We start from the raw sequence: 26641 nt of genomic DNA on the forward strand, positions 1-26641 counted from the left end.
AGATTCGAGAGCGCATACCTCCCGGCCGACCCCTCCGATACAGACGCCTTAACCTGTCTTCTGATGCGCCTGGTGTCCTCGGAGGGTGTCCGAATATGCCTTACAGTCAGGTTATAGCCCATTTCGATAACGATGTCAATAGTAAAAATGCCCTAATGCAAGCCGGAAAACAGGTGTTGCAAAGGTATGCGGGGAAGGTTAGAATAGAAATCAATGAGTATCATTGTTTCCGGCTCTTTAGCCTACGACAGGATCATGGACTTCCCGGAGTACTTCGCCGACCACATTCTTCCCGATAAACTACACGTTTTGAACGTTTCTTTTACCGTGAACGGTATGGTCGAGAGGCTCGGCGGTACCGCGGGCAACATTGCCTACGCCCTCTCTCTACTGGGAGAAAGGCCGATCATTCTGGCTGCCGTCGGCCGCGATTACCAGAGATACTTCGAATGGCTGGCGGCAAAGAACATCGCCTGCGACGGCATCAGGATTATTGAAGATGAGTTCACCGCCAGTGCCTACATTACCACCGACCGGGCCGATAACCAGATTACCGGCTTTAACCCCGGTGCCATGAAACACCCTTCCTGCTTTGATTTTGACAGGGTCAATCCCGGAGACAGTATCGTCATTATAGCCCCGGGTAATCTCGAGGATATGATGAATTACCCGCGGAGCTGTAAGGCCAGAGGAATCGACTATATTTTCGACCCCGGTCAATCGTTACCGATGTGGAATAGGAAAGAGCTCATTGAGTGTATAGACGGCTCAAGGATACTGATATCCAATGATTACGAACTGGAATTGATTTTTAACAAGACCGGCCTTGATAGAAAAACGCTGCTCAAGAAGGTCGAGACTGTTATTACCACACTGGGTGAAATGGGCTCCCGGGTCTGTAGCGGAGACAGTGAGATTAACATCCCTGCCGCTAGAGCAAAGGAGGTTTTGGATCCGACCGGTGCCGGCGATGCCTACCGGGCCGGCCTGATTAAAGGATTGATTGAAGGCAGGAGCATCGAACAATGCGCTAGAATGGGAGGGGTCTGCGCTTCCTTCGCCGTGGAGTACTACGGCACTCAGGAGTACCATTTCAGCCGGCAGGAATTCGAGGAGAGGCTCGAACAATACCCCGGCTAGCACCACCCCACATTACTACCTGAACATCAGCCCGTCCCGACCGACCGGCAGCAGAGAACCGTATATCATTTGGGAAGAGGGTTGTGTTATTGCACACCAAAAGCTGATTATGCTATAATCCTGTCAGGTGAAGAATGAGTTGCGAAGTGGGTTTGAATCCCACTTTTTTGTTCTATAGGGATAACAAATTGGGGGGCTTTAGCTAAAGATGAAAAGCGACTTTGTGCTCGCCATTACGCAGCTCTCAGCCGAGAAGAACCTTCCTCAGGAGGTAGTCATCAAGGCAGTCGAGACAGCCCTGGTGTCGGCCTACAAGAAGGACAGCTTTGCCGCCAATCAGAATATCTCGGTCAAGATTAATCCCAATACTGGCGCGGTGCAGGTATGGGCTGAGAAGACCGTGGTCGAGCAGCCATCGGATCACCGCCGTGAGATATCACTGGACAAGGCGAAGGAGATCAAGCCGGATATTAAGCTGGGCGACACTATCGAGGTTGAGGATACCCCTCACAATGCCGGGCGTATTGCCGCTCAAACAGCCAAACAGGTTATCCTGCAGCGACTTCATGAAGCGGAGCACAACGCCATATTCGAGGAATACGCTGATAAGGAAGGGGACATTATCACCGGGGTAGTACGGCGTATTGAGCCCAAGCAGGTTTCCATTGATCTGGGCAGGACGGAGGCAGTACTGCCGGCGGTCGAGCAGATGCATAACGAGAGGTACCGGATGGGGCAGAGAATCAGGGTCTATCTCCTGGAAGTAGCCCAGACCCCTAGAGGACCCCTGGTGATAGTATCACGTTCTCACCCGAATCTATTGCGGCGTCTTTTTGAATTGGAGGTCCCCGAAATCAGCAGCGGCGCAGTCGAGTTGGTATCGGTAGCACGCGAAGCCGGCTACCGGAGCAAGGTAGCGGTAGCCGCCCGTCAGGAAGGTATTGACCCGGTCGGCTGCTGTGTCGGACTGCGCGGTATTCGGATACAGAATATCGTTAATGAGCTAAATGGAGAAAAGATAGACGTCGTAATGTGGAGCATGGATGCCCCTGCTTATATCGCCAGTGCTCTCAGCCCCGCCAAGGTACTAAGTGTTGAGGTAAATGGAGATGCGGCCACTGCGATTGTTCCTGATGGCCAGCTCTCATTAGCTATCGGCAGAGAAGGGCAAAACGTCAGGCTGGCTGCCAAACTCACCGGACTGCGTATCGATATCAAGAGCGCTTCGGAGGCAGAGGCAGAAGCACAGGCCAAGCCGCTACCAGCCGAGGCAGAGGAAGCAGCCGCGGTTGGTGAGAAGATCAGCGGCGAAATACCGGCTATTGAGGAGCCAGCCCGGATAGATGTCGAAGAGGCAGGGGAAGAAGAGGTCGGTATACCGCTGGAAGCGATAAGTACCGCCATACCCTCGCCCACTGCCCAGCCCAAGATAGCCGCGGAGAAAGTCCGGATCCGATTTGCCGAAGAGATTGCAATTCCACAGCCGGTTAAACCCGGTGCCAAATTAAAGAAGAAAAAGAAAAAGGGTGTTTCCGGCAAGGAAAGCGCCGAGGATGGCATCAAAATCAAGAAACTGCGCCGGATGCCGGGGTCCATAGAGATTGATGGCGATGACGAAGAGTATTAGTCGGCATATACCGCAACGCACCTGCGTGGCCTGCCGTCAGGTAAAACCGAAGCGTGAGCTGACCCGGTTGGTCTGTGTTTCCGACGGGGTCATCGAGGTTGATACCAGCGGCAGGAAACCGGGGCGTGGTGCTTATTTATGCCGTAATATCGAGTGTTGGAAAGCCGGGTTAATGAGTAATCGGCTGGACTATACTCTACGAACCACTATTACCAGGGAAAATCGGGAACGGCTTATGAATTATAGCAAAGACCTTGCGGGAGAATAGCCTATGGTAAGAGCAAACAATTCGGGCAGCAATCCGGGCCCTGCTGACATCAAGCAGAGTAGTGGCTCACCATCGGCGCCTTCGCACCCGGTTGAAATTCCAGCCAACATAAGCGTACGGCAGTTGGCTGACCTTCTTCAGACCAGTGAAATAGATATTATTAAACAACTAATGCGAAATGGCGTCATGGCCAATATTAACCAGGTAGTCAATTATGAACTGGCAGCGGCTATCGCGACAGGGCTCGGTTACCAGCCATCTCCGCAAGCCCAGACAATTAGAAAGCCAGGCGGTACTGTTAGCGGGTCTAAGAAAGAACAGGAGCTCCGGAGTAAAGAACTCAAGGGCCTAAAGCTGCGTCCTCCCGTAGTCACCATTATGGGACACGTCAATCACGGCAAGACCCGGCTTCTGGACGCTATTCGACAGACCAATGTAATGGAAGCCGAAGCCGGCGGCATTACCCAGCATATCGGTGCCTATCAGGTGGAGGTCAACGGACAAAAGGTTACCTTTCTGGATACGCCGGGGCATGAGGCTTTCACGGCGATGCGGGCCCGGGGTGCTCAGGTAACCGATATCGTTATTCTGGTAGTAGCCGCTGATGATGGGGTAATGCCGCAGACACTGGAGGCTATTGCCCATGCCCGGGCTGCCGGCGTTCCCATAGTAGTAGCCATAAATAAGGTTGATAAGCCCGGGGTCAACATCGAGGTGACCAAGCAGCAACTGGCTGATGCCGGTCTGGTTGCCGAGGGGTGGGGGGGAGATACAATCTGTATTCCTATTTCAGCAAAAGAAAAAACAGGTATTCATGAGCTACTGGAGAACCTGCTGCTCATCGCTGAGATGGAGGAGTTCAAAGCCGATCCTGCTCAACCGGCACTGGGGGTAGTTATTGAAGCCAAGATGGACAAGACCAAAGGGCCTCTGGCTACAGTCTTGATTAATGAGGGAACTCTAAGGCTTGGCGACACCATAGTAGTCGGCACAACCTGGGGCAGGGTCAAGGCTATGTTCAACGATATCGGTAAAAGAGTAAGGAAGGCTGAGCCAGCTACCCCGGTAGAGATCCTGGGCTTAGGTACCGTACCTCAGGTGGGCGACAACCTGAAGGCAGTGTCTAATGAAAGCCAGGCACAGAAACTGATAGAGAAACGGATGGCAGAGAAGAGTCAGGAGCCGAAGGCAGTTAATCTCAGTAATCTCTACGACCAGATCAGTACCGGAAGGGTGAAGGAACTTAATATTATCCTCAAGGTCGATGTTCAGGGCAGTATTGAACCGATCAAGGGCTCCCTGGAAGAACTGGGAACCGAAAAGGTGAAGGTTAGCGTTATTTATAGCGGGACCGGTAATGTTACCGAAAGCAATGTTATGCTGGCCACTGCCTCCAAGGGAATAATCATCGGTTTTGGCATCGGTACCGAATCGCGGGCGCGGCGTCTGGCTGAGATAGAGGGGGTAAGCATCCGTTCTTATGATGTGATCTACGACCTGATCAGCGACGTCAGCAGTGCGCTCAAAGGCATGCTGGAGCCTTCTTATGTTGAGGTCATTGAGGGACGGGCTGAGGTGCGGAATATCTTTACTGCCGGCAAAAAGGAAAAGGTGGCCGGAACTTATGTGACCGAAGGCAAGGTGAGCCGCGGTGCTTCGGTGAGGCTGCGGCGTGGGGAACAGGTGTTATGTGAATCTACCGTCAGCAGTCTCAGGCGCTTTAAGGATGATGTCAAGGAGGTAGCCGCGGGCTACGAATGCGGTCTGGGAATTAAGGACTTTAACAGTTTTCAAGTCGGAGACGTGTTGGAGTTTTTTAAGACAGAAACCAGACGGTAACGGCCCTGAGCAGGAAATATTGTGACGCATCGTATCGAGCAAGTGAATAAACTCATGCGTCGTGAGCTCAGTGAATTACTGCAGCACCAGGTTAAAGACCCTCGTCTTGGCGCCCTTATTACGGTGACCGAAGTCTCTACTTCCCCCGACTTGAAATATGCCAAGGTATTCGTCAGTAATATCGGCAGCGAGGAAGAAAACCGAGAAATACTGGGAGTACTGTCAGCCGCTTCTGGTTATCTGCGTAATGAGATGTCACAGCGTCTAAAGCTGCGGCGTATTCCTGAGCTCAGCTTCAGATGGGATGATTCCATCAAGCACGGGGATCACATCCTAAAGCTAATTGAACAGACTACCGGGGATAATACCGCTGAACAGCATAGAGACTGATTGTGGATGGCATACTGAATATCAACAAGCCCCGGGGTATAACGTCATTCGATGTCGTCGCCCGAGTCAGGCGGCTGACCGGAGAGAAGCGGGTGGGACATGCCGGCACACTTGACCCGGAGGCCACCGGAGTCCTGCCGGTCTGTCTGGGCAAGGGAACCCGGATTGTCGAGTTTCTGGTAGATACCACCAAGGCTTATCGGGCTCAGATCGAACTGGGAGTGGCTACTGATACCGGTGACGCCAGCGGTCAAATTATCCGACGGGAAAACCCCTCTAAAATCAGCCGGGCACGTCTAGAGTCGGAGCTCACCTCTTTTTGCGGTACTATAGAGCAGATTCCGCCGATGTACAGCGCCGTTAAGTATCAGGGCAGACCTCTCTACCAATTGGCACGGGCTGGCATCGAGATTGAAAGGAAAAGCCGACCGGTTATTGTCTACAGCCTTAATCTTACCGGCTGGCAACCGCCGGTAGCCACGGTAGAAGTAGTATGTGGCAAGGGCACCTACATTCGTTCACTGGCCCAGGATTTAGGAAACGCTCTGGGCTGCGGAGCTACTCTGAATAATCTCTCCCGTTTGAGGTGCGGCATCTTTGATATCAAAGACGCGGTTCCTTTAGACCGGCTTGAGGCTGCCTGCCGCCACGGCTACTGGCAGAATTTCTTCTATCCCATTGATACTGTGCTCATAGACTGGGATGCCATTATCGTTGACGACAAGGCCAGTCAGCTCATTCGAAACGGGCGCCCAGTGGCCTTAAGTAGCGATAACAACAATAAGGAAGACCGTTCTTATCGGCGCTATTGCCGGGCCTATACGCTTGACGGCTGCTTCCTGGGCGTGTTACGCTTCAACCTGGAAAGAAGCGAGTGGCAACCGGAAAAGGTCTTTGCTTAAGGCAAGTTTCCGGTGCCTTATTTCAGGAGTTAAAGAGACCTAATTATGGTAAGAAAGAAAGGAGAGGGGTTAAACCGTGGGGAACATAAACGTAGCGATAATAGGGGTAGGTAATTGTGCCTCATCCCTGGTACAGGGTGTCCATTATTACAAGAAAGCTAAAGAAAACGAATTTGTGCCGGGGCTGATGCATGTTAACCTGGGTGGGTACCGCATAAGCGACATAAATTTTGTAGCCGCCTTCGATATCAATAAGCTAAAGGTCGGCAAGGATCTGGCGGAAGCAATCTTCGCTCCACCGAACAATACCTTCAAGTTTACCGATGTGCCTGCGACAGGGGTTAAGGTAAATAGGGGTATGACCCATGACGGTCTGGGCAAGTATCTTGCCGAAATAATCGAAAAGGCACCCGGCCCCACCGCTGATATTATCGGCATCCTCAAAGAAACGAAGACCCATGTGGTACTCAACTATTTACCCGTCGGCAGTGAGGAAGCGACCAAATGGTACGTCGAACAGGTGCTGGCGGCAGGCTGCGGCTTAATCAATTGTATTCCAGTCTTTATCGCCCGTGAGAAATACTGGCAAAAACGTTTCGAGGAGAAGGGACTCCCGGTCATCGGAGATGATATAAAATCTCAGGTCGGAGCGACGATTGTCCACCGTGTTCTCACCCGTCTTTTTATGGACCGTGGCGTCAAGCTGCAGCGGACATATCAGTTGAATTTCGGCGGCAATACCGACTTCCTCAACATGTTGGAACGGGAACGCCTGGAGTCTAAGAAAATATCGAAAACCAATGCGGTTACCTCACAGTTAGACTATAAGCTTAATCCTGACGACATTCACGTCGGCCCCAGCGATTATGTCCCCTGGCTTACCGACCGCAAGTTTTGTCATATCAAAATGGAGGGACAGACCTTCGGCGATGTCCCCCTGAACCTGGAACTAAAACTGGAGGTATGGGATAGCCCTAACTCAGCAGGAGTGGTCATTGACGCCATAAGGTGCTGCAAGCTTGCCCTGGACTGCGGATTGAAGGGCTCGCTGACGGCTCCATCATCCTACTTTATGAAGTCACCGCCCGTTCAATACAGCGATGATGAAGCCCGCCGGATGGTGGAAGAGTATATTACCAATTGCCAGCAGGCCGGGCAGAAGAAAAGTCCTGCTCAGTGACAATAGGAGCAAGGCGAGGAGGGGTTGGCCAATCATAAATGAAGATAGCGTTAGTCTCACCCTATGACTTCTCTCACCCGGGTGGTGTGGTTAATCATATCTGCTCGCTGGGCCACTACCTTACCGAGATGGGACATGAAGTAAGGTTTATTGCTCCGGCTTCTCAGTCCGTCACTAACCTCGGCGACCGTTTTATTCCTATCGGCAAGCCCCGCCCTATACCCGCCAGCGGGTCTATTGCCCGTATTACCATATCACCCATGCTGTCAACGACGATAACCGCCATGCTCGATAAAGAGAAATTCGACATTATCCACCTCCACGAGCCGTTGATGCCCATGATGTGCACCACCGTGCTCCGTATGTCCTGTACCGCCAACGTGGGCACCTTTCACGCCTTCGATGGCAAGGGGTATTATGCTGCCAAGCCCTTCGGCAATTTATTTTTCAAGAGATGGTTCAGCAAGCTGGACGGTAGAATTGCCGTATCCAAGCCGGCGGCTGAATTCGTCAATAGACACTTCCCGGAAGAGTACAATATTATTCCCAACGGCGTCGATACAGAGCATTTTCACCCTGACGTATTACCAATCGACGAGTTATGTGACGGGAAGCTGAATATCCTGTTTGTCGGTCGTCTCGAAAAGCGAAAGGGAGCCGACCACCTGCTCAAAGCCTACCAGCGGGTCAAAGAGGAGATACCCAACTCACGGCTGATTATAGTAGGACCCGGGACCAGTCTACGCGGCAAGTATGATAGACTGGTCAAGAAAAACGGTTTGAAGGATGTCGTTTTTGTCGGTTTCACCAGCTATGGCGAGCTACCCAGGTACTATAAGACGGCCGACATCTTCTGTGCGCCGGCAACCGGCTGTGAGAGCTTCGGCATCGTTCTGCTGGAGGCAATGGCGGTGGGCAAACCGGTCGTCGCCTCGAACATAGCTGGCTATGCCAGCATATTAGCCGACGGCGTCGAGGGGATACTGGTACCGCCCAAAGATGATGAAAAACTGGCCCGGGCCCTGATCTCTCTGCTTAACGACGAGCCGTTAAGGCGCAGGATGGGGGCCAATGGGATACGCAAAGCGGCGGAGTATGACTGGAAGAAGATTGCCCGTAAGGTACTGGACTTCTATATCGAAGTGCTGAAAAACAAGCCCGAACATAGAGAGACCTTCTCATTAAGGAAGATCATCATAGAAAAAATGAGCAGCCTTGTTGCGGAAAGCAGACGGAATGGAAAAACTAACCGGAGTTCGTAAGTCCGCCTACCGCCTTACTGAACCGGCCGTACAACTCCTGATGAGGACAGGTATTACCCCCAATAACTTAAGCTGGTTAGGCTTCTCAATAGCCGTGGGTGCTGCCGTCCTCATCGCTACCGGGCACCTCTTTATTGCCGGCTTTGTGGTAATTGCTGCCGGCTTCTTTGACATGCTGGACGGGTCGCTGGCGCGCCGTACTAACAGGGTCACAGCATCCGGCGCTGTCCTTGACTCCACCCTGGACCGCGTATCTGAGGCAGTGCTGCTGCTGGGCGTCATGATTTTCTACCTCCTCCTGGGCAACCGGCCCGCGCTGGGGATACTGTTTGTCTGCCTTGCCCTAATCGGCTCGCCACTGACAAGCTATATCAGGGCGAAGGCGGAAGCAATAGGAATAGACTGCAAAATGGGTTTGTTCACCAGGCCGGAGCGGGTAATTGTGCTGGCGGTAGGTCTACTGGCCAGCCCTCTTAACAACAACGCCCTAATCATCGCCCTGGCTGTCATAGCTACCTTAAGTTTTGTTACCGCCGGGCAGAGGCTGTCCTATTTACTCAAACAAACCGGAAATCAGTGTGGGGGAAGGTTAGGATAACCGCCACGGTTTAGTCGCCTTTGGCGATCCTTCTACCTGTTCTGGCTAAAACAACTACGATACGCTGATTAAACTTGAAAGGGGATACAATGTCGGTTATTGCTGTTATTGGAGCGCAATGGGGAGACGAAGGAAAGGGTAAGATAGTCGACCTTTTGGCTGAAAAAGCAAGAGTAGTGGTACGTTTTTCGGGTGGTGATAATGCCGGGCATACCGTAATCAACCAATACGGTGAATTCGGGCTGCATATTATCCCGTCCGGTATTTTCTATCCCGGGGTTACCTGCATCGTCGGCAACGGGGTAGTAATCAACCCGGAGATACTCATCGGTGAGATTAGCCAGCTTGAGCAACGGGGTGTGGACACCGGCAGGCTGTTTATCAGCGACCGGGCTCACCTGATTATGCCCTACCACACCCTGCTTGATGGTCTGGAAGAAGAATCAAGGGGAGGCAATGCAATCGGGACAACGCGCAAGGGCATCGGGCCCGCCTTTGCCGACAAGACGGCCAGGCTGGGTATCAGGGTAGGTGACCTTCTGGAGAAAGAAGCACTGCTGAAGCGTCTGCGCTTTATCCTGGAAAGCAAGAACGCCATTCTGACCAGGGTCTACGGGGTGAAGCCCCTGTCAGTGGATGAAATCTACAGCCGGTACTGCCGGTATGGAGAACTACTGGCCCCTCGCATCCGGGAGACAGTGGTAATGCTGTCGGAAGCACTGGATAGGAATGAGCCGATTATGCTGGAGGGAGCCCAAGGAGCACTGCTTGATCCTGACTTCGGCACATACCCCTATACCACCTCATCCTCACCCCTGGCCGGTGGCAGTTGTCTGGGCAGCGGTATCGGCCCGAAGCAGGTTAAAAGCATACTGGGCGTAGTTAAGGCTTATTGCACCAGGGTAGGTGGCGGCCCCATGCCAACTGAGCTAACTGACGAGACCGGAGACTCTATTCGGGAACTGGCCCATGAGTACGGTACTACCACCGGCAGGCCGCGCCGCTGCGGTTGGTTCGACGCCGTAGCGACCCGTTTCAGCGCCCGGGTTAACAGCTTGACCGGTATTGCCATTACCCGCCTTGATGTCCTTGATACCCTGCCCCGATTGAAGATATGTACCGGCTATAAACTGGAGGGAGAGGTAATCAATTACTTCCCGGCAAGTATAACCGCTCTGAGCAAGTGTCAACCCGTCTACGAGGAGCTGCCCGGCTGGCAGTCTGCTACCAGCCACATCCGGGACTACGAGCAGCTACCGGCTGAGGCCAGACAATATGTCGTCAGGCTGGAAAAGCTTACTGCCTGCCCGGCCAACATTATCTCGGTAGGTCCCGAAAGAGATCAGACCATTCATAAAATACCCCTGTCATTCTAGGGAAAAAGACAAAAGACGGACTGGTCTCTAGATTACCTGGACCCAATTCTGATGAATCAGGTAAGACCATATCTTTACCTGGCAGCCCTAGCTTACCGGTAGGTCAATATGGTAGTTTTGCAGAGTATCCCTGATAACAGCGGCCGTCTTTTCATCAGGTGCAGTAAGGGGCAACCGGGGATTACCGACCTGGAAACCGATATGGTTCAGGGCATACTTGGTCGGGATAGGGTTGGCGACAATAAAGAGAGCGTTAATCAGAGGCAGCAAATGGCGGTGGATATCAGCCGCAACTCCGGTATCACCAATCATAAAGCTATCAATCATTTTCTTAATCTGGTTACCCACCAGGTGCGAGGCAACGCTGATAACACCATAGCCGCCCAAGGCCAGTATGGGCAGTGTATCGCCGTCGTTGCCGCTCCAGACCAGGAAACCATCCCGTGCACCGTCGATAACCCGTGCCACCTGTTCCAGGTTGCCGCTGGCCTCTTTCAAGCCAATAATATTATCTATCCGGCTCAACCGGATGGCGGTATCGGCAGAAAGATTTACCACGGTACGTGATGGCACATTGTACAGGATACAGGGCAGGCTGGTACTCTCGGCAATCGTCCTGAAGTGCTGGTATAGGCCCTCCTGGGTAGGCTTATTATAGTAGGGGACCACCAGGAGACAGGCATCAACTCCGACGCTTTCAGCCGCTTTGGTCGCCTCTAGGGCTTCCGCAGTGCTGTTACTCCCCGTTCCGGCCACGACCGACCCGCGCTCACCCACGGCCTTCTTTATCTCGGTAAAAATGCGTATTTCTTCATCCCGGACAAGGGTAGGCGACTCTCCGGTCGTACCCACCACCACCAAGCCTTCGCTTCCCGAGTCAAGCAGCGCCAGGGCCAGTCTCCTAGCTTGCTCATAGTCGACCTCCCCCTTCTGATTGAAGGGGGTTACCATTGCCGTCAGCAACCTACCCGGCTTTCTCATCTTCTACTCTCCATCGGATTCAGCCATTCCCTCTGGACCATTTCCTCAGCAATCTGAACGGCATTCAAGGCTGCTCCCTTGCGCAGATTATCGGCAACAACCCACATCACCAGACCATTGGAGTGAGATGCATCCCGGCGGATACGCCCGACAAATACCTCATCGGTACCAGCAGACGGCCAGGCTTGAGGATAAAGGCTGATGGAAGGATCGTCCAGCACCTTAACCCCTGGGGCCTGGGCAAGAATCCGCTCGGCATCATCGGGGAGCATCAGCTGAGAAAACTCCACACAGACTGCCTCACTATGACCGGTGAATACCGGGACCCGCACACAGGTAGCCGAAATAGCTATCTCATCAGCATGCATTATCTTCCTCGTCTCTTCCACCATCTTCCACTCTTCTTTGGTATAGCCGTTGTCCAGGAAAACGTCTATCTCAGGCAGGACATTAAAGGCTATCTGATGCGGGTAAACGTGGGGAATAACACTCTGCCCGTTCAAGACCTGCTTGACCTGTACTGTTAACTCTTCAATGGCAGCGGAACCGGTACCCGAGACCGACTGGTAGGTATCGACGATAATCCGCTTGATAGGATTAACCTTGTGTAATGGGTACAGGGCTACTACCATCTGAATGGTGGAGCAATTGGGATTAGCGATAATACCGTTATGCAGCTTGATATCCTCGGGATTAACCTCAGGTACCACCAGAGGAACCGTCGGCACCATTCTAAAAGCAGCGCTATTGTCGATCACTACCGCCCCTGATTTGGCCGCTATTGGCGAGAAGTAGCGGCTGATTTCAGCGCCGGCGGAAAATAGAGCAATATCTATTCCCTGGAAGGACTCGGCAGCAGTCTCCTGAACCTCGATTTCCTTACCGGCAAAGTATAATTTCTTACCTGCGGAGCGGTCGGAAGCAAAAAGCCCCATCGAGGCTACCGGGAAATCGCGCTGTTCCAGTACCTTGATGAACTCCTGTCCGACCAGCCCGGTGGCACCAACAATAGCTACCTTGTATTTTTTCTTCAACCCTTATCCTCCAAGCCAAGTAATGTATCCAGGCCATAGATCAACCCTTTGTGTCCGACCACTTTCTTCACAGCCAGTATAACACCAGGCATAAAACACTCTCTACTGATTGTATCATGTCGTATGCTCAATGTCTGCCCCGGTCCGCCCAGGATTACTTCCTGGTGGGCCAGCAGCCCGGGCAGCCGCACGCTGTGAATAGCAACACCATCCACCTGCTCCCCACGGCTGGCGTAAGTCCGCTTCTGTTCCGCGGAGAGAAACGGCTTACCCTTTGCCGCTACCATCGCCCGGGCCGTGGACAGGGCAGTTCCCGAAGGCGCATCCACCTTCAGGTGATGATGCAGTTCGATAATCTCGGCATAGTCTAAATACCTGGCGGCTATCCTGGCCAGGTGCATCATCAGTACCGCTCCCAGAGCGAAGTTAGGTGCTACCACCGCCCCTACCCGGTGGGTCTGTGACAGCCGGCCAATCTCATTAACCTCAGCCTCGGTCAGACCTGTGGTCCCTATTACCAGGTTGACGCCTTTGGCAGCAGCTATACGCACCGCCGGCATAGTGGCCCGAGCAACTGTAAAATCTACCAGTACGTCAGGCTTGCAGCTGTTAATGATATACTCAAGGTCAGAGGAAAGCGGAACGTTACCATCGCCGTCAGGCAAGGGCAGGCTGTCTTCCTTAGTCTGTAGTTCCACAGCACCGACAACCTGCATCCCGTCCTCACGGCAGACGGCGCTGATTACTTCTCGCCCCATTTTACCCAGGGCACCATGGACAGCTACTCTGACCGGTCTCATAACTAACCCCTTCGGCCAGGAGTATGTCTGGCAGGCCCGTCGGGCCTGTCCCGGCGGGCCGTAAACTGCTTCCTGGGTGGCCTTTCCGCAGACCTGGCTTCTCCTGACTCTCTCCCTGATTCCCGCGGTGAGTCTTCAAATACAGCCCGGCGTGACAGATTGATTCTACCCATACGGTCGATCTCGGTCACCTTAACCGTAATCTCATCACCCACCTTGACCACGTCCTCGACATTAGCCACGCGGTAGTCGGCCAATTCACTGATGTGGACCAGTCCCTCTTTACCGGGGAGGACCTCGACAAAGGCGCCGAAGTTCATCAGGCGCATCACCTTGCCGGTATAGATGGCACCAACCTCGACTTCCTTGGTCAAATTCTCGATCATCTCGATAGCCTTCTGGGCCGCTTCCTTATCCGATGATCCGATAAGTACAGTACCATCATCCTCAATGTCAATGGTCACCTTGGTCTCATCAGTAATGGCTCTGATTGTCTTCCCCTTGGGGCCGATGACAGTACCAATCTTTTCCGTATCGACCTTCATTTTGTAGATTCTGGGTGCGTAAGGGCTGACCTCAGACCTGCTGGTGCTAATAGTCTGCTGCATGACACCCAGGATAAAAAGGCGGGCCTCGCGGGCCTGATGCAGCGCCTCCTTAAGAATATCCACGCTTATACCCTTCACCTTGATATCCAGTTGGAGAGCAGTTACACCTTCGACGGTACCGGCAACCTTAAAGTCCATATCGCCGCAAGCATCTTCAATACCTTCGATATCGGTTAGAATGGCATGATTGCCCTGACCGTCGGTAACCACGCCCATGGCTATCCCGGCTACCGCCCTCTTTATCGGTATCCCGGCATCCATCAGGGACAGGCTCGAAGCGCAAACGCTGGCCATAGAAGTACTGCCGTTAGAACTCAAGACCTCTGATACCAGGCGAATGGTATAGGGGAAGTCCTCGCTATCGGGAAGTATCGGCAAAAGGGCCCTTTCTGCCAGAGCACCGTGTCCAATCTCACGCCGTCCGGGCGAACTCAAACGCTTGACTTCACCAACGGAGAAGGGAGTAAAGTTATAGTGGTGCATAAAGCGTTTTGTCTCCTCGATACCGAGCCCGTCAATCCGCTGCTCCTGTCTGGTAGAACCCAGAGTAGTGATGGTCAGCACCTGCGTCTGACCCCGGGTAAATAACGCCGAGCCGTGGGTGCGAGGTAAAATACCCAGTTCACAGCTCAAGGGGCGCACCTCGTTCAGACTGCGACCGCTGATACGCTGTCCTTTATTGAGAATATTGGCCCTGATTTCAGACTTGAGCTTTGCTTCAAAGACAGGGCCAATTTCTTCTTCCGGAAACGATTCCGCAAGACGTTCGATACTCCCCTTCTTCATCTCATCAAGCATCTGGTTACGCTTAACCTTGTCCGGTTCAGTTAAAGCCCGGCCCAGGCTATCGCCGAAAGACTCCGATAGTGCTGACTCCAGTTCCCGGGCCGCCAGGGCAGCAGGAACCTCCAGCTTGGGCTTGCCACAGGCCTGCCTTAACTGCTCCTGAAGCTCGATTATAGGCTGGTTAGACTGATGACCGAACTCAATAGCCTGAAGAATAATATCCTCAGGAACCTCGCTGGCACCCGCTTCTACCATAACCACTGATTCCCGGGTACTGGCGACAACAAGATCAAGCCGGCTGTTATCAAGCTGAGACAGGGTCGGATTTAGTACCATCTCATTATCGATATATCCGACGTGGACGGCACTAACCGGACCGGCAAACGGCACCTCTGACATTGACAGCACCGCCGAACCGCCGATGACCGCCAGTATATCGGGGTCGTTTTCCTGATCGGCGGAAAGTACGGTGACGATTATCTGAATGTCCCTTCGCCAGTCCTTGGGCAGGAGCGGACGCAGGGGGCGGTCAGTCAGCCGACAGGCCAGTATCGCCTCCTGACTGGGGCGCCCTTCCCTCCTGATAAAGCCGCCCGGAATCTTACCGGCGGCATATAGCCTTTCTTCATAATCTATGGTCAGCGGGAGAAAGTCTGTCCCTTCCCGAGGTTCGTCGCTGGTACAGATAGTAACCAGCACCACGGTGTCCCCGTAGCGAACGGTAATGGCACCATCGGCCTGCCGGGCAAGCTTCCCGGTTTCAATACTAAGCGTTCTCCCCGCTACTTCACATTGGAAAATTTGTCCGTTTATCAATTGACTATCCTCTTTATTATTTTCGCAGGCCGAGCTGTTCAATCAGGGTCCGGTAGCGGTCTTTATCCTCCCGGCTGAGATAAGCCAGCAGCCTCCTTCTTTGCCCCACCAGCTTGAGCAAACCGCGCTGTGTGTGATAATCGTGCCGGTTAGCTGCCATATGCCCGGTCAGCTCGTTTATCCTCTGTGTCAGCAGCGCTATCTGCACCTCGGTCGAGCCAGTATCAGCCTCGCTGCGTTTGTAGTTACCGATGATTTCCGCCTTCTTCTCTTTGTACAAGCTATGCCCCCTTTTCCTTAGAGTAAGGGCCCACCCACTCTAAACTATATTATTTTATTAACTAAAAACGATGAAATTATAGCATAGCCGTTCGTTTATGTAAATTTTAGGAAAGATGAGCCGGTTCAAATAGATGGGTGATAACATCCCCCGTTTCAATACTCTTCAGCCGCTAAACCGGCAGAATTAGCTGGATAGAGGCGGCAATATGTGCTAAGCTGAACTTAACCATCCAGATATCAGAGGTCCGCCACGCTATGAACGTCGGTATCTGCAGGATTAGCCTCCGCCTACCGGAAAACAGCTCACTTAAGGGCAAGCGGCAGGTGGTAAAGTCGATTACCGGCCGGGTGAGCAACCGCTTTAATGTCGCTATAGCTGAGGTCGATAGCCACGACTTGTGGCAATCAATCACCCTGGGAATTTGCTGCGTCAGCAACAGTAAACAGCACTCTAACGAGACCCTCTCCCGGGTGGTGAACTTTATTATCGAGAGCCGTTTCGAGGTGGAGATGCTTGATTACGAGATTGAGCTCATCTCCGTCCTCTAGAAGTTCTATCGTTGCTTCGGTTCTTTTGATTTTGGCAAGGGAATAATGATGGATACAGCCACCTTTCTCAACTATCTTACTGCCCAACCCGGCTACAGCGGTCAGATTGCTCACGTCGAGCATATTCCGGCCCGCGAGGCAAGATATGCCGAAACGGACAAGCCACTGCCCGATCGTCTTCATGACTGCCTCGGCAAGCATGGGCTATTGCCGCTATATACTCATCAGGTCGAGACGATAGACCATGCCCGGGAGGGCAGGAATATTATGGTATCAACCTCAAGTGCCAGCGGTAAGACCCTGTGTTATAACATTCCCGTAATGGAGAGAATACTGACCGAACGGGCCAGCCGTGCCCTCTATCTCTTTCCAACCAAGGCGCTGGCTCAGGACCAGCTGCGTAACCTGCGCACAACATACTGCCCCGATTTACTCCGGACGGAGGAACTGGATACCTTTGACGGTGATACACCCCGGGTAGAGCGGGCCGAGATAAGAAAAAGAGCCCGGATAATACTGACCAACCCTGACATGCTCCACCTCGGTATCCTGCCCAACCACAGATACTGGTCGAGCCTACTGCGAAACCTCCGCTATGTTGTGATAGATGAAGCCCACAACTACCGCGGCGTTTTCGGCTCCCAGTTAGCCTGTGTGCTGCGCCGCCTGCGCCGTCTCTGCTGTCTCTATGGCTCGGATCCCCGGTTCATTTGCTGCTCGGCGACGATAGCCAACCCCGTTGAGCACATCGAGAAACTGGTCGGGGTAAACTTCAGCCTTGTCGACAGTGACGGTTCATCACACGGAGAAAAGGACTTCGTCTTCTGGAATCCTCCCTTGATAGATGAGTCAAAGAGTATACGGCGCAGCGCCAACAGCGAAGCAACCGAGCTGTTTACCAGCCTGGTGAGCCAGCATATCCGCAGTCTTACCTTCGCCCGTACCCGCCGGCTTACCGAGCTTATCTACGTCTACTCACAGCGGCGTCTTGCCCAGAGCAACCGCATCCTGAGTGAGAAAATCAAGCCGTATCGCGCCGGCTATCTCCCCGAAGACCGTCGCCGCATAGAGCAGGACCTATTCAACGGTAAACTGCTGGGCGTGGTCGCCACCAATGCGCTCGAACTGGGAATAGACATCGGCGACCTGGAAGCTACCGTACTTACCGGCTACCCGGGCAGCATCGCCAGCACCTGGCAGCAGGCAGGCCGGAGCGGGCGCGGTGAGAGCAAATCGTTAAGCTTTTTGATTGCTCTGGACAATCCCCTCGACCAGTACCTGATGCAACACCCCGGTCAGTTTTTCGGGAAAAACTTTGAGAATGCCATAGTCAACCCGGCCAATCCCTATATTCTAGGGGCCCATCTGCTCTGCGCCGCCTGGGAGCTGCCGCTCAGTAAGAGTGACGAGCAGTTTTTCGGCACCACATTTAGCCGGGAAAAAGAAATGCTGGAGAGAGATGGCCTGCTCCGCGAGCGGAGAGGCAGGTGGTACCTCTCCCCGGCCATAAGCTATCCGGCCCAGGGTGTCAACATCCGCTCTACCAGCGGCGAGAGCTTTGCCATTATCGATACCCAAACGGCTTCCCTGCTGGAGACGGTAGAGTCAAGCGTAGCCTTCTTCCAGATACACCCCGGCGCTATTTACCTTCACCAGGGAGAGTCCTATCTGGTGACCAGGCTCGACCTCTCCGGGCGTACCGCCTATGCCGAGCCGACCACCGCCGCCTATTACACCCAGACCAAAGAAACTACCGATCTACATATTACCAGGACGATCCGCAGCAGAAACTGCGGAAAGGTAAAGGTATTCCTAGGTGAGGTGGAGGTTACCACCACCGTAGTCGGTTTCAAAAAGAAGGCGCAGTTCACCGAGGAGGTAATCGGCGAAGAAATGCTCGAGCTACCGCCCCAGCGCTTTGCCACGATAGCACTGTGGTTTGACCTGCCTCCAGGGGCCATGGCACGGCTGGAGGAGGAAGAACTGGACCCGGCTGGTGGACTGCACGCTGTTGAGCACGCTGCGGTCGGCATTTTACCTCTTTTCGCCCTCTGCGACCGTAACGACATCGGCGGTGTTTCCACCCTGCTTCACCCTGATACCGGCAGAGCCCAGATATTCATCTACGACGCTCACCCCGGCGGCATCGGCATTGCCGAGAAGGGTTTTGACTTAACCGGAGAACTGTGGCAAACTACACTGAGGTTAATCAAAGAGTGCCCCTGCCAGGAGGGTTGCCCCAGTTGTATTCAATCACCCAAGTGCGGCAACAATAACAAGCCGCTGGACAAGCGTGCCGCAATGGTACTGCTGGACGGACTGATAGCAGAGCGCTAGCAATCGGGATTTACGGTAAAGGGACTAATCAGATAGGATTACACATTAAAGGAATAATCTCAGCAGAATGATAAACATCAGCATCGACCCGGTAGCTTTTACCATAGGCACACACGAAGTCAGGTGGTACGGTATCATCGTCGCCCTGGCGGTAGTTGTGATGATCCTCTGGGCATACAGCCGGATATCTAAGATAAAGGAGACCCTGACTGTACCCCCCGATATTATGCTAGCCCCGATCGGCATTGCTTCGGGAATGGCCGGCGCCAAGCTGGTCCATATTATGGAGAGCTGGCAATACTATGTAGAGCACCCGGCGGAGGCATTCAGCGGTGGCGGCCTGGCGATATACGGCGGCGTCATCGGTGCTACCCTGGGCATCTGGCTTTATCTTCGCTTCAGCAGCCTCGGCAAGGAAAGAATAAGGGATTTTTTCGCCGTCGCCGACCTGATAGCGCCGGGGATAATACTGACCCAGGCTATCGGCAGGGTGGGGTGCCTGGTAAACGGCTGTTGCTGGGGTAAGCCGGCGGCAGAATGGGTGCCCTGGAGCGTGGTCTATACCCACCCTAACAGCTATGCCCCGCTCAACATACCCCTCCATCCTACTCAGGCTTACGAAACCATTTTTGCCCTCGTCTGCTTCGTAATACTGCTCAAGCTCACGGGGCGGCTCAAGCCGGATGGTTCTGTTTTCATGGTCTATTTCATCATGTATTCGGCATGGCGCATCGCTATCGGATTCCTGCGCGACGCGCATGCTTACTTTGCCTTCAGCTTAAGCCAGGCACAGATAATCTCGATAGTGGTACTTGCGGTAAGCGTATTCATACTCATCTACCGCAGGCACCGCTTCAGAAAAACAGAAAAAACCTCCGCCTGAAGTATTATGGTCAAAAAAAGGGGATACCTTATTTGGTATCCCCTTTTTTCTCTTTGACTGACAGCGATTCTGGTATCTTATCTGTTCACCGCTGTCATCGGCACATCGGGTAACAACCCAGCGGAATGCAACGGTTACCCCCCACCGCTTAAAGCAACTTCCGGGCCAGGCCCGGCATTGCTTTACCTGCCAATTCTCTTACGCTTGGCATTTTTTTTCGCCTTCAGGCGGGCGGCATCTCTCTTGGAGAGAAAATAACGGTGGGCCTTCGCCTCACGAAGGATACCACCCATCTGCACCATCCGTTGAAAGCGCCTCAACAATGAGTCCTGGGTCTCGCCTTCACGTACCGATACTTCTAACGGCATAACACTCCAACACCTTCCCGGAACACAAACTGGCCGGATCTCTCCAACCTGCTTATGCCCTCAGGTTACGATAACTTTACTCCCGTACTTTAGTTTTGCTGTAGCACTCACTGCAGTAGACCGGTCTACCTTCGCGAGGCTCGAACGGGACTTCGGTATCCTTGCCACACTCGGCGCATACCGCAGGGAACATCTGGCGCCGAGGCCGGTAACCGTAGTCACTATTCCCATAACGCTCCGCCTTTCTTGCCTGACGACAAGAAGGGCAGCGCTTGGGATCGTTGGTATAGCCTTTTGAAGCGAAGAATTCTTGTTCCTCGGCGCTGAAGGTAAAGGTGGCACCACAGTCGGAACACTGGATTGACTTGTCCTCAAAGCTCATTGGCTGACCTCCTCTCTTAGTTAGTTGGCTAGTTCTATGGTCACCCAGAGCTTGAGGCAATACCGAGTAAACACAGCATAGTTCAACAAAATAGGTGATAACCTAGACTAAAACCACCGGATGCATTGTACAATAAAAAAAAGTATTTTGCAAGAAAATCATTCCACTCCCTTATCTTAGCCCCTCCCTGCCAAATCCTTAGAACAATCGCTCACTTTAGAAGAACAGGCAAAGCTTGATGACTTCACGATAGATATTCACAGTATTTTATTAACTTTATTAATTCAGCATTGACATATCATCTGAGACAACCTATAATACTACTATCATCCAAACTGTATTCGGGAGAGATATGGCAGGTAAAGACTACTATCAGACTTTAGGAGTCAAGCGGGATGCCACTGAGAAGGATATCAAACAGGCCTACCGCAAACTGGCACGCAAGCACCATCCCGATGTTAACCCCGGTGATAAAACGGCGGAGACCAAGTTCAAGGAGATAAATGAAGCCTTCGAGGTCCTCTCCGACAAGGAGAAAAGAAAGAAATACGACCGGTTCGGCGACCAGTGGCAGTATGCCGATCAGTTTGCCCAGTCAGGATACCGGACAACGTCCGAAGGTTTCCAGCAGGGTGGTGCCGGTTTTCACTTTGAAGAAGCTGATCTGGGCAGCATCTTCAATGAACTGTTCCGGGGCAACCGCAGCCAGACCTACCGCCGCCAGGCCCGGTCGAGGCCAGGCCAGGATATCGACCACCCGGTAGAGGTAACTCTGGAAGAAGCCTATCACGGCTCGACCCGCATCCTGGGTATCGAGGCCAACGAACCCTGTTCAGGCTGCCAGGGCAGCGGACTGATACAGGGCGTACCCTGCTCGGCATGCCGCGGCTCGGGGGTGGTACCCCACTTGAAGCGTCTCGAGGTCAAGATTCCGCCCGGGGTCAGGGACGGGTCACGGGTACGTGTTACCGGTAAAGGAGGACAGGGTTACGGCGGCGCGGCTAATGGCGACCTTTATCTGGTGATATCGGTAAAACCACATTCACAGTTTCAGCGCAGCGGCGATAACCTGCATGTAGAGGTCGGCGTTCCGCTAACCGTGGTTGTACTGGGGGGAGAGATCCAGGTGCCTACCTTAAAGGGCAAGCTGGCACTGAAAATCCCGCCGGAGACTCAGAACGGCAGTACTTTTCGCCTGTCCGGACAGGGTATGCCCCATCTGGGCAGATTATCCCACGGCGATCTGATGGCCAAGGTAAACGTGATACTACCAACCAAACTATCGAACCGGGAGAAAGAGCTGTTTAATCAGCTAAGGGAAATCAGGCCGGATTAAACGGTGAGGTTATTATGAATTCAGAGGATAACGAACCGCGATACGGAATCAGTATCGCCGCTAAAATGATTGGCGTTCGAACCCACACGTTGCGTTATTATGAGAGAATTGGCATAATAGAGCCGCACCGGTCCCGTGGCAATATACGCCTCTATTCCAGCAGCGATATCGCGATAGTGCGTCGGGCGAAGACTCTGATGGACGACCTGGGAGTTAACCTGGCCGGAATAGAGGTTATCCTGAGGATGTTGGAGCAGATGTCCGAGTTGCAGTCCCGCCTGGAGGATGCAGAGGCAGAACTGAGGAGTTTCCGGGAGGTAGATGGCACATGAGGCAGGAAAAATTTACCGAACAGGCACAGGAGGCACTGGCCTTATCACAGGAGATAGTCCGTCAGTACCACCATAGCCAGTGGGACGTTGAGCATATCCTGCTGGCCCTGCTCCGGCAGGAGGCGGGTTTGGTCGGTGAGATACTTACGGACCTGGGGGTGGACCTTGAGGCAGCCAGACAGCAGGTAGAAGCGGCACTGGAGCAGTCTCCCCGGGTTGCTTATGAAACGGGACAAATATATGCCACACCGCGGGTTGCCCAACTGATAAACAAGGCCGGTGAGGAAGCGGCCAGGCTCAAGGACGAATTTATCGGAACCGAACACCTTTTTATTGCCATGACTGCGGAGGAGAAGGGCGAAGCGTCGGCAATCCTGCATCGGCTGGGTATCGACCAGGAGAGGGTCTATGCTGCTCTCCAGAAGCTCCGTGGCAGTCATCGGGTTACCGATAGCCGGGCCGAGAGTAAATACCGTTCCCTGGAAAAGTACGGTCGCGATTTGACCGAGCTTGCCCGACAGGGTAAGCTTGACCCGGTCATCGGCCGCGAAGAGGAAATCAAGCGAATAATGCAGATACTTACCCGCCGCACCAAGAATAACCCGGTGGTTATCGGCGATGCCGGAGTGGGCAAGACAGCCCTCGCCGAGGGACTGGCGGAAAAGATCGCCGCCGACGATGTTCCTGACTCTCTCAAAGGACGTAAGGTGGTAGCCCTTGACATGGGAGCGCTGGTAGCCGGCAGCAAGTTCCGTGGTGAATTCGAGGAGCGGCTAAAGGCAGTAATGGACGAGGTCCGTCAGTCACGGGGTGAGGTAATACTGTTCATCGATGAAATCCATACCGTGGTTGGGGCAGGAGCAGCCGAGGGAGCTATTGACGCCAGCAACATGCTCAAACCGGCTCTGGCGCGCGGGGAGCTTCAGTGTATCGGCGCAACCACCCTCGATGAATACCGCAAGTTCATCGAGAAGGACAAGGCCCTGGAACGGCGCCTGCAGCCGGTATTCGTCAGCGAGCCGAGCATCGAGGCAACCGTTGAAATGCTGCGCGGACTCCGTCCCCGCTATGAGGCACACCACAAGATCAAGATCAGCGACGGAGCCCTGGAGGCAGCCGCCCGGTTGAGTCAGCGCTACATCTCCGACCGTTTTCTGCCGGACAAGGCAATCGACCTTATCGATGAGGCCTCAAGCAAGATACGTATCGACGCCGAGAGCGCCCCCACGGAGGTAAAGTCGCTGGAGCAGCATGTAAAACAGCTACTCAACGAAGAAGAGGCCGCCTCACAACGGCAGGACTATGAGCAGGCTGCCCGACTTAAGGCGGAGAGGCTGCGACAGGAGGACCAGTACAACCGTGCCAAGAATAGCTGGCTGCAAAAGGAAAGGATCGACGAGGTAGTTGACGAAGAGGATATCGCCCAGCTCATCTCGAAATGGACCGGAATCCCGGTCTCCCAGATGCTGGAGGGTGAAACGGAGAAGCTGCTCCACATGGAGGAGCGGATTCACGACAGACTGGTCAACCAGGAAGAGGCGGTAAATGCTGTCTCCGAGGCCATCCGCAGGAGCCGCGCCGGACTGAAAGACCCCAAACGGCCCATTGGCAGCTTTATGTTTCTCGGTCCCACCGGCGTCGGTAAGACCGAACTGGCCCGTACCCTGGCCTGGTTCCTGTTTGATGACGAAGGCGCCATGGTGCGCCTGGATATGTCCGAATACCAGGAGAAGCACACCGTATCCCGTCTCATCGGAGCACCGCCGGGTTACATCGGGTACGAAGAAGGCGGACAGCTCACCGAAGCTGTCCGGCGGCGTCCCTACCGGGTAATTCTGCTCGACGAAATAGAAAAGGCGCACCCGGAGGTATTCAACATACTGCTCCAGGTCCTTGACGACGGACGGCTGACCGACGGTCATGGACGGACCGTCGATTTTAAAAACAGCGTCATTATTATGACCAGCAACACCGGCGTCGAGTCAATTAGACAGTATACGGATCTCGGCTTCGGTACGCAAAAGGGCGATGGAGAAAACGGGCTGCAGAGTTATCAGCGTATGAAGGCAAAGGTGATGGAAGCGGTGAAGAAGACCTTCCGCCCCGAATTCATCAACCGGATCGATGAGATTATCGTCTTCCACGAGCTAACCGAGGAGCAGCTCAAGGATATCGTTGAGCTGCTGATCAAAGACCTGCAGCAACGGCTCACTGAGCGCAGACTGACGATAGATCTGACCAAAGCCGCCAAATCATGGCTGGTCAATAAGGGCTACGACCCGACCTACGGGGCAAGACCGCTCAGGCGGGCTATAGAACGTTATGTAGAGAACCCGCTGTCGAGTAAGCTACTCGAGGGAGAGTTTAGCGAGGGCGATAAGATTGTCGTTGGCTTAAGCGACGATAAACTGACCTTCTCCGCCGGCAAGGCGGCGAAAGCAGGGGCACGAACAGGAAATGCTTAATGACGGTAGCGACTAGCGCAGGGGTGAAGAAGGGCTCGAACCGCAAGAAATACATTGCCGGTATCTGTTTTGTCGCCGGAATTGTGATTGCCTGTGTTCTTCTTGTCTATCACTGGGAGTACGTGCTCCGCTTTCAGAAGTATGGCTATCTAGGCCTTTTTCTTATGTCACTGGTCAGCGGCTTCAGTATCCCGCTGCCGGTCCCTTATATGGTATTCACCTTTACTCTCGGCGGCGTATTGCATCCAGCGCTGGTGGGAATAGCCACCGGGGCGGGACTCGGTGCCGGTGGTACCCTCCTCTATCTGACCGGCCGCGGCGGGCGTCGCTTCCTCCCCCACTTTGAGATCTCGGACCCGGCCGATGAAGCATACTCCTCACGCTGGTCACGATTCTTGAGGCGAATAAAAATGCACAGGATTATGCACTTCGCCCACCGGAGGGGCACCCTGGCCGTGTTTGTACTATCCGTGCTGCCCAACCCCTTTTTCACACCGATGGCAATCAGTATGGGGACAATGCGCTTCAGATTGGCAAAGTTTTCCTTTGCCTGCTGGGCCGGACAGACGGTCAAAGCTATTGGTATTGCCTACTGCGGCTATCTGGGCCTGGGCTCTTTTCTGCGCTGGATGGGCCTGTTTAACATGCCCAGTATACCCGGCGTATCTTAAAAACAGGTTTACAAGGAGTTATTCATGGAAAGAGTTGCCACCGACTGGGACAGGTATCACAAGCGCGTCCGTGTCAGCCAGAGGTTCTTATGGACAGTATGGAGGGCTTACGCCAGTCTGCTCAGCGGATTCAGCTTCAGCAAACCGATTAAGATAATCGAGCTGGGCTGCGGCACCGGCTATCATACGCTGCAGATGACCAGGCTGTACCAGGTGGACAAGGTAACCCTGGTCGATGCCAACGCCAGCGTTATCAGCGATACGGAAAGAAGAATGTCCTCGCTGAAATGCGAGAAGGAGTTTCTGCTCAGGGACCTGTTCAGTCTCGATCTGGAGGAGAGGTATGATATCGTTCATTCTCAGGGGCTTCTCGAACACTACACTCCCGAGGAGCAACGGCAGTTGATTCGCCTGCACCGCGACCTGCTGGCCCCGGGCGGGATTGCGTTAATTCTGGTACCAACCACCAGTCTAACCTACCGATTCTGGAGAGGTCTTCTGGAGAGGCTGAACCAGTGGATATATAGTGACGAGGTCGCCCTCTCCAGAGCAGAGTTCGTCCGGCAACTGGAAGACAGCGGCCTGGAAATACTGAAGATCCAGGGGTGTCACCTGACAGAAGTGGGCGCCGTCTGCCGCAGACGTGACGGAGTAAAGTAATTCGCACGCACCAAGCGTGATATTGATCCGACACCCGGTTACCGTCTCTGACGTCGAGCAATCCATCATAATCATAAGAGAATCATATACATAACGAGGAGGAATACCTTGACCAACTCAGATACCCCGGGGAGAGTTGACAGCAAAAACATCCTGTCTTCCAACGGACAGGCTCCCGATGAGCCCGCCCTGCCGGGGCAAGGTTACCGGATGGCATTCAACTTCAACTCCGCACTGTTTAAGGTCCTGGTAGACTATCTCAAGCCGGAAGAGAAAGAGATGATCCTGGATTTGGGCTGCAGCCGAGGCTACTATGTTAAAGCAATGGAGGACTATACCAGCGGCGTAATCGGTGTGGATATCAGCGAAGACTCCTTGAGGAATGCGGTTACCGCCAGGGTGGAGTATGGGGATATTACCAATCTTGACTTTGCCGAAGGCAGTTTTGACAAGGTCTATTCACTGCACACGATTGAACACCTGCCGGATCTGGAGCGGTTCTTTTCCGAGGTCGCCAGAGTCCTCAGGCCGGGGGGGACCGCTATTATTATCTATCCCTGGGAGCTCTTCCGGGGAATGCAGGCTATCGGCGCTGCGATAAGGCAATACCGGAACCCGCTGCTGGCGAGGAGGATACACCTGCACAGATTGACGCCAAATATTATCAAGAGACTTATTGCCGGTACGCCTCTTGCCCACCGGCAAAGCAAGCTCGTTTTTGCTATGGGTATTCAGTACATGACGATACTGACCAGGACATCTTAGGTCT

At 53.5% G+C, this 26641-nt stretch carries 25 protein-coding genes and 1 pseudogene; 19 read left to right on the forward strand and 7 right to left on the reverse strand.

Translation table 11 applies throughout. The annotated features are described in order from the left end of the window. Nucleotides 1-213: 213 nt before the first annotated feature. The 10 genes from PHI12_03750 to PHI12_03795 all read left to right on the forward strand — a co-directional run bounded on the left by PHI12_03750 (nt 214) and on the right by PHI12_03795 (nt 10582). A complete protein-coding gene (locus PHI12_03750; protein ID MDD5509910.1) occupies nt 214-1140 on the forward strand; it encodes a carbohydrate kinase family protein in 927 nt (308 codons plus the stop codon). A 208-nt stretch (nt 1141-1348) separates the two neighbouring features. Continuing rightward, a complete protein-coding gene (gene nusA / locus PHI12_03755; GenBank protein ID MDD5509911.1) occupies nt 1349-2767 on the forward strand; it encodes a transcription termination factor NusA in 1419 nt (472 codons plus the stop codon). Continuing rightward, nucleotides 2751-3035, forward strand: coding sequence for a YlxR family protein (locus tag PHI12_03760; GenBank protein MDD5509912.1), 285 nt, complete (start codon nt 2751-2753; stop codon nt 3033-3035). Before nusA ends, PHI12_03760 begins: the two co-directional genes overlap by 17 nt. A gap of 3 nt (nt 3036-3038) precedes the next feature. Continuing rightward, complete coding sequence (infB, locus tag PHI12_03765; protein MDD5509913.1) at nt 3039-4874, forward strand: translation initiation factor IF-2; 1836 nt, start codon at nt 3039-3041, stop codon at nt 4872-4874. Between the two features lie 21 nt (nt 4875-4895). Then, entirely contained in the window at nt 4896-5264 is a 369-nt protein-coding gene (rbfA, locus tag PHI12_03770; protein ID MDD5509914.1) for a 30S ribosome-binding factor RbfA, read from the forward strand. A 2-nt stretch (nt 5265-5266) separates the two neighbouring features. After that, nucleotides 5267-6166: a tRNA pseudouridine(55) synthase TruB gene (gene truB, locus PHI12_03775; protein ID MDD5509915.1), complete on the forward strand. Its 900-nt coding sequence runs from the start codon at nt 5267-5269 to the stop codon at nt 6164-6166. Between the two features lie 76 nt (nt 6167-6242). Next, nucleotides 6243-7346: an inositol-3-phosphate synthase gene (locus PHI12_03780; protein ID MDD5509916.1), complete on the forward strand. Its 1104-nt coding sequence runs from the start codon at nt 6243-6245 to the stop codon at nt 7344-7346. Between the two features lie 38 nt (nt 7347-7384). Further along, nucleotides 7385-8608 (forward strand): glycosyltransferase family 4 protein, encoded by a 1224-nt coding sequence (locus PHI12_03785; GenBank protein ID MDD5509917.1) that lies wholly within the window; start codon nt 7385-7387, stop codon nt 8606-8608. Next, nucleotides 8583-9206 carry a CDP-alcohol phosphatidyltransferase family protein gene (locus PHI12_03790; GenBank protein ID MDD5509918.1) on the forward strand — a complete coding sequence of 208 codons (624 nt, stop codon included), beginning with the start codon at nt 8583-8585 and terminating at the stop codon, nt 9204-9206. Before PHI12_03785 ends, PHI12_03790 begins: the two co-directional genes overlap by 26 nt. Before the next feature lie 89 nt (nt 9207-9295). Continuing rightward, nucleotides 9296-10582, forward strand: a complete 1287-nt coding sequence (locus PHI12_03795; protein MDD5509919.1) for an adenylosuccinate synthase — start codon at nt 9296-9298, stop codon at nt 10580-10582. 87 nt (nt 10583-10669) lie between these two features. Here the strand turns inward: PHI12_03795 and dapA are convergent, their stop codons facing one another. The 5 genes and pseudogenes from dapA to rpsO all read right to left on the reverse strand — a co-directional run bounded on the left by dapA (nt 10670) and on the right by rpsO (nt 15887). Further along, a complete protein-coding gene (dapA, locus tag PHI12_03800; protein MDD5509920.1) occupies nt 10670-11563 on the reverse strand; it encodes a 4-hydroxy-tetrahydrodipicolinate synthase in 894 nt (297 codons plus the stop codon). Further along, on the reverse strand, nt 11560-12597 hold the full coding sequence (locus tag PHI12_03805) for an aspartate-semialdehyde dehydrogenase (protein MDD5509921.1): 1038 nt from the start codon (nt 12595-12597) through the stop codon (nt 11560-11562). The genes dapA and PHI12_03805 overlap by 4 nt, the downstream gene beginning before the upstream one ends. After that, entirely contained in the window at nt 12594-13397 is an 804-nt protein-coding gene (dapB, locus tag PHI12_03810) for a 4-hydroxy-tetrahydrodipicolinate reductase (protein ID MDD5509922.1), read from the reverse strand. The genes PHI12_03805 and dapB overlap by 4 nt, the downstream gene beginning before the upstream one ends. Before the next feature lie 146 nt (nt 13398-13543). Next, nucleotides 13544-15607: pseudogene (locus PHI12_03815) on the reverse strand (polyribonucleotide nucleotidyltransferase). 16 nt (nt 15608-15623) lie between these two features. After that, nucleotides 15624-15887 carry a 30S ribosomal protein S15 gene (rpsO, locus tag PHI12_03820; protein ID MDD5509923.1) on the reverse strand — a complete coding sequence of 88 codons (264 nt, stop codon included), beginning with the start codon at nt 15885-15887 and terminating at the stop codon, nt 15624-15626. A gap of 257 nt (nt 15888-16144) precedes the next feature. On the opposite strand from rpsO, the gene PHI12_03825 reads away from it, so the two are divergent. The 3 genes from PHI12_03825 to lgt all read left to right on the forward strand — a co-directional run bounded on the left by PHI12_03825 (nt 16145) and on the right by lgt (nt 19658). Then, complete coding sequence (locus PHI12_03825; protein ID MDD5509924.1) at nt 16145-16438, forward strand: DUF503 domain-containing protein; 294 nt, start codon at nt 16145-16147, stop codon at nt 16436-16438. A gap of 45 nt (nt 16439-16483) precedes the next feature. Next, complete coding sequence (locus PHI12_03830; protein ID MDD5509925.1) at nt 16484-18775, forward strand: DEAD/DEAH box helicase; 2292 nt, start codon at nt 16484-16486, stop codon at nt 18773-18775. 67 nt (nt 18776-18842) lie between these two features. Next, on the forward strand, nt 18843-19658 hold the full coding sequence (gene lgt / locus PHI12_03835; GenBank protein ID MDD5509926.1) for a prolipoprotein diacylglyceryl transferase: 816 nt from the start codon (nt 18843-18845) through the stop codon (nt 19656-19658). 182 nt (nt 19659-19840) lie between these two features. On the opposite strand, the gene rpsU is transcribed toward lgt, so the two are convergent. Together rpsU and PHI12_03845 are read right to left on the reverse strand one after the other, a co-directional pair. After that, nucleotides 19841-20026, reverse strand: a complete 186-nt coding sequence (rpsU, locus tag PHI12_03840) for a 30S ribosomal protein S21 (GenBank protein MDD5509927.1) — start codon at nt 20024-20026, stop codon at nt 19841-19843. 76 nt (nt 20027-20102) lie between these two features. Beyond that, nucleotides 20103-20408 (reverse strand): zinc-ribbon domain containing protein, encoded by a 306-nt coding sequence (locus PHI12_03845; GenBank protein ID MDD5509928.1) that lies wholly within the window; start codon nt 20406-20408, stop codon nt 20103-20105. 352 nt (nt 20409-20760) lie between these two features. Between PHI12_03845 and PHI12_03850 the strand changes: the two genes are divergently transcribed. The 6 genes from PHI12_03850 to PHI12_03875 all read left to right on the forward strand — a co-directional run bounded on the left by PHI12_03850 (nt 20761) and on the right by PHI12_03875 (nt 26637). Beyond that, complete coding sequence (locus PHI12_03850; GenBank protein MDD5509929.1) at nt 20761-21744, forward strand: J domain-containing protein; 984 nt, start codon at nt 20761-20763, stop codon at nt 21742-21744. Between the two features lie 14 nt (nt 21745-21758). After that, nucleotides 21759-22076, forward strand: a complete 318-nt coding sequence (locus tag PHI12_03855; GenBank protein MDD5509930.1) for a MerR family transcriptional regulator — start codon at nt 21759-21761, stop codon at nt 22074-22076. Continuing rightward, nucleotides 22073-24541 carry an AAA family ATPase gene (locus PHI12_03860; protein MDD5509931.1) on the forward strand — a complete coding sequence of 823 codons (2469 nt, stop codon included), beginning with the start codon at nt 22073-22075 and terminating at the stop codon, nt 24539-24541. The genes PHI12_03855 and PHI12_03860 overlap by 4 nt, the downstream gene beginning before the upstream one ends. Beyond that, nucleotides 24541-25212 carry a VTT domain-containing protein gene (locus tag PHI12_03865; GenBank protein MDD5509932.1) on the forward strand — a complete coding sequence of 224 codons (672 nt, stop codon included), beginning with the start codon at nt 24541-24543 and terminating at the stop codon, nt 25210-25212. Before PHI12_03860 ends, PHI12_03865 begins: the two co-directional genes overlap by 1 nt. Before the next feature lie 24 nt (nt 25213-25236). Continuing rightward, the gene (locus tag PHI12_03870; protein ID MDD5509933.1) at nt 25237-25872 is read left to right on the forward strand and encodes a class I SAM-dependent methyltransferase; all 636 of its coding nucleotides are present in this window, start codon (nt 25237-25239) and stop codon (nt 25870-25872) included. Between the two features lie 108 nt (nt 25873-25980). Further along, entirely contained in the window at nt 25981-26637 is a 657-nt protein-coding gene (locus tag PHI12_03875) for a class I SAM-dependent methyltransferase (protein MDD5509934.1), read from the forward strand. Nucleotides 26638-26641 lie beyond the last annotated feature (4 nt).

Source organism: Dehalococcoidales bacterium, assembly GCA_028716225.1.
Lineage (GTDB): Bacteria > Chloroflexota > Dehalococcoidia > Dehalococcoidales > UBA5760 > UBA5760.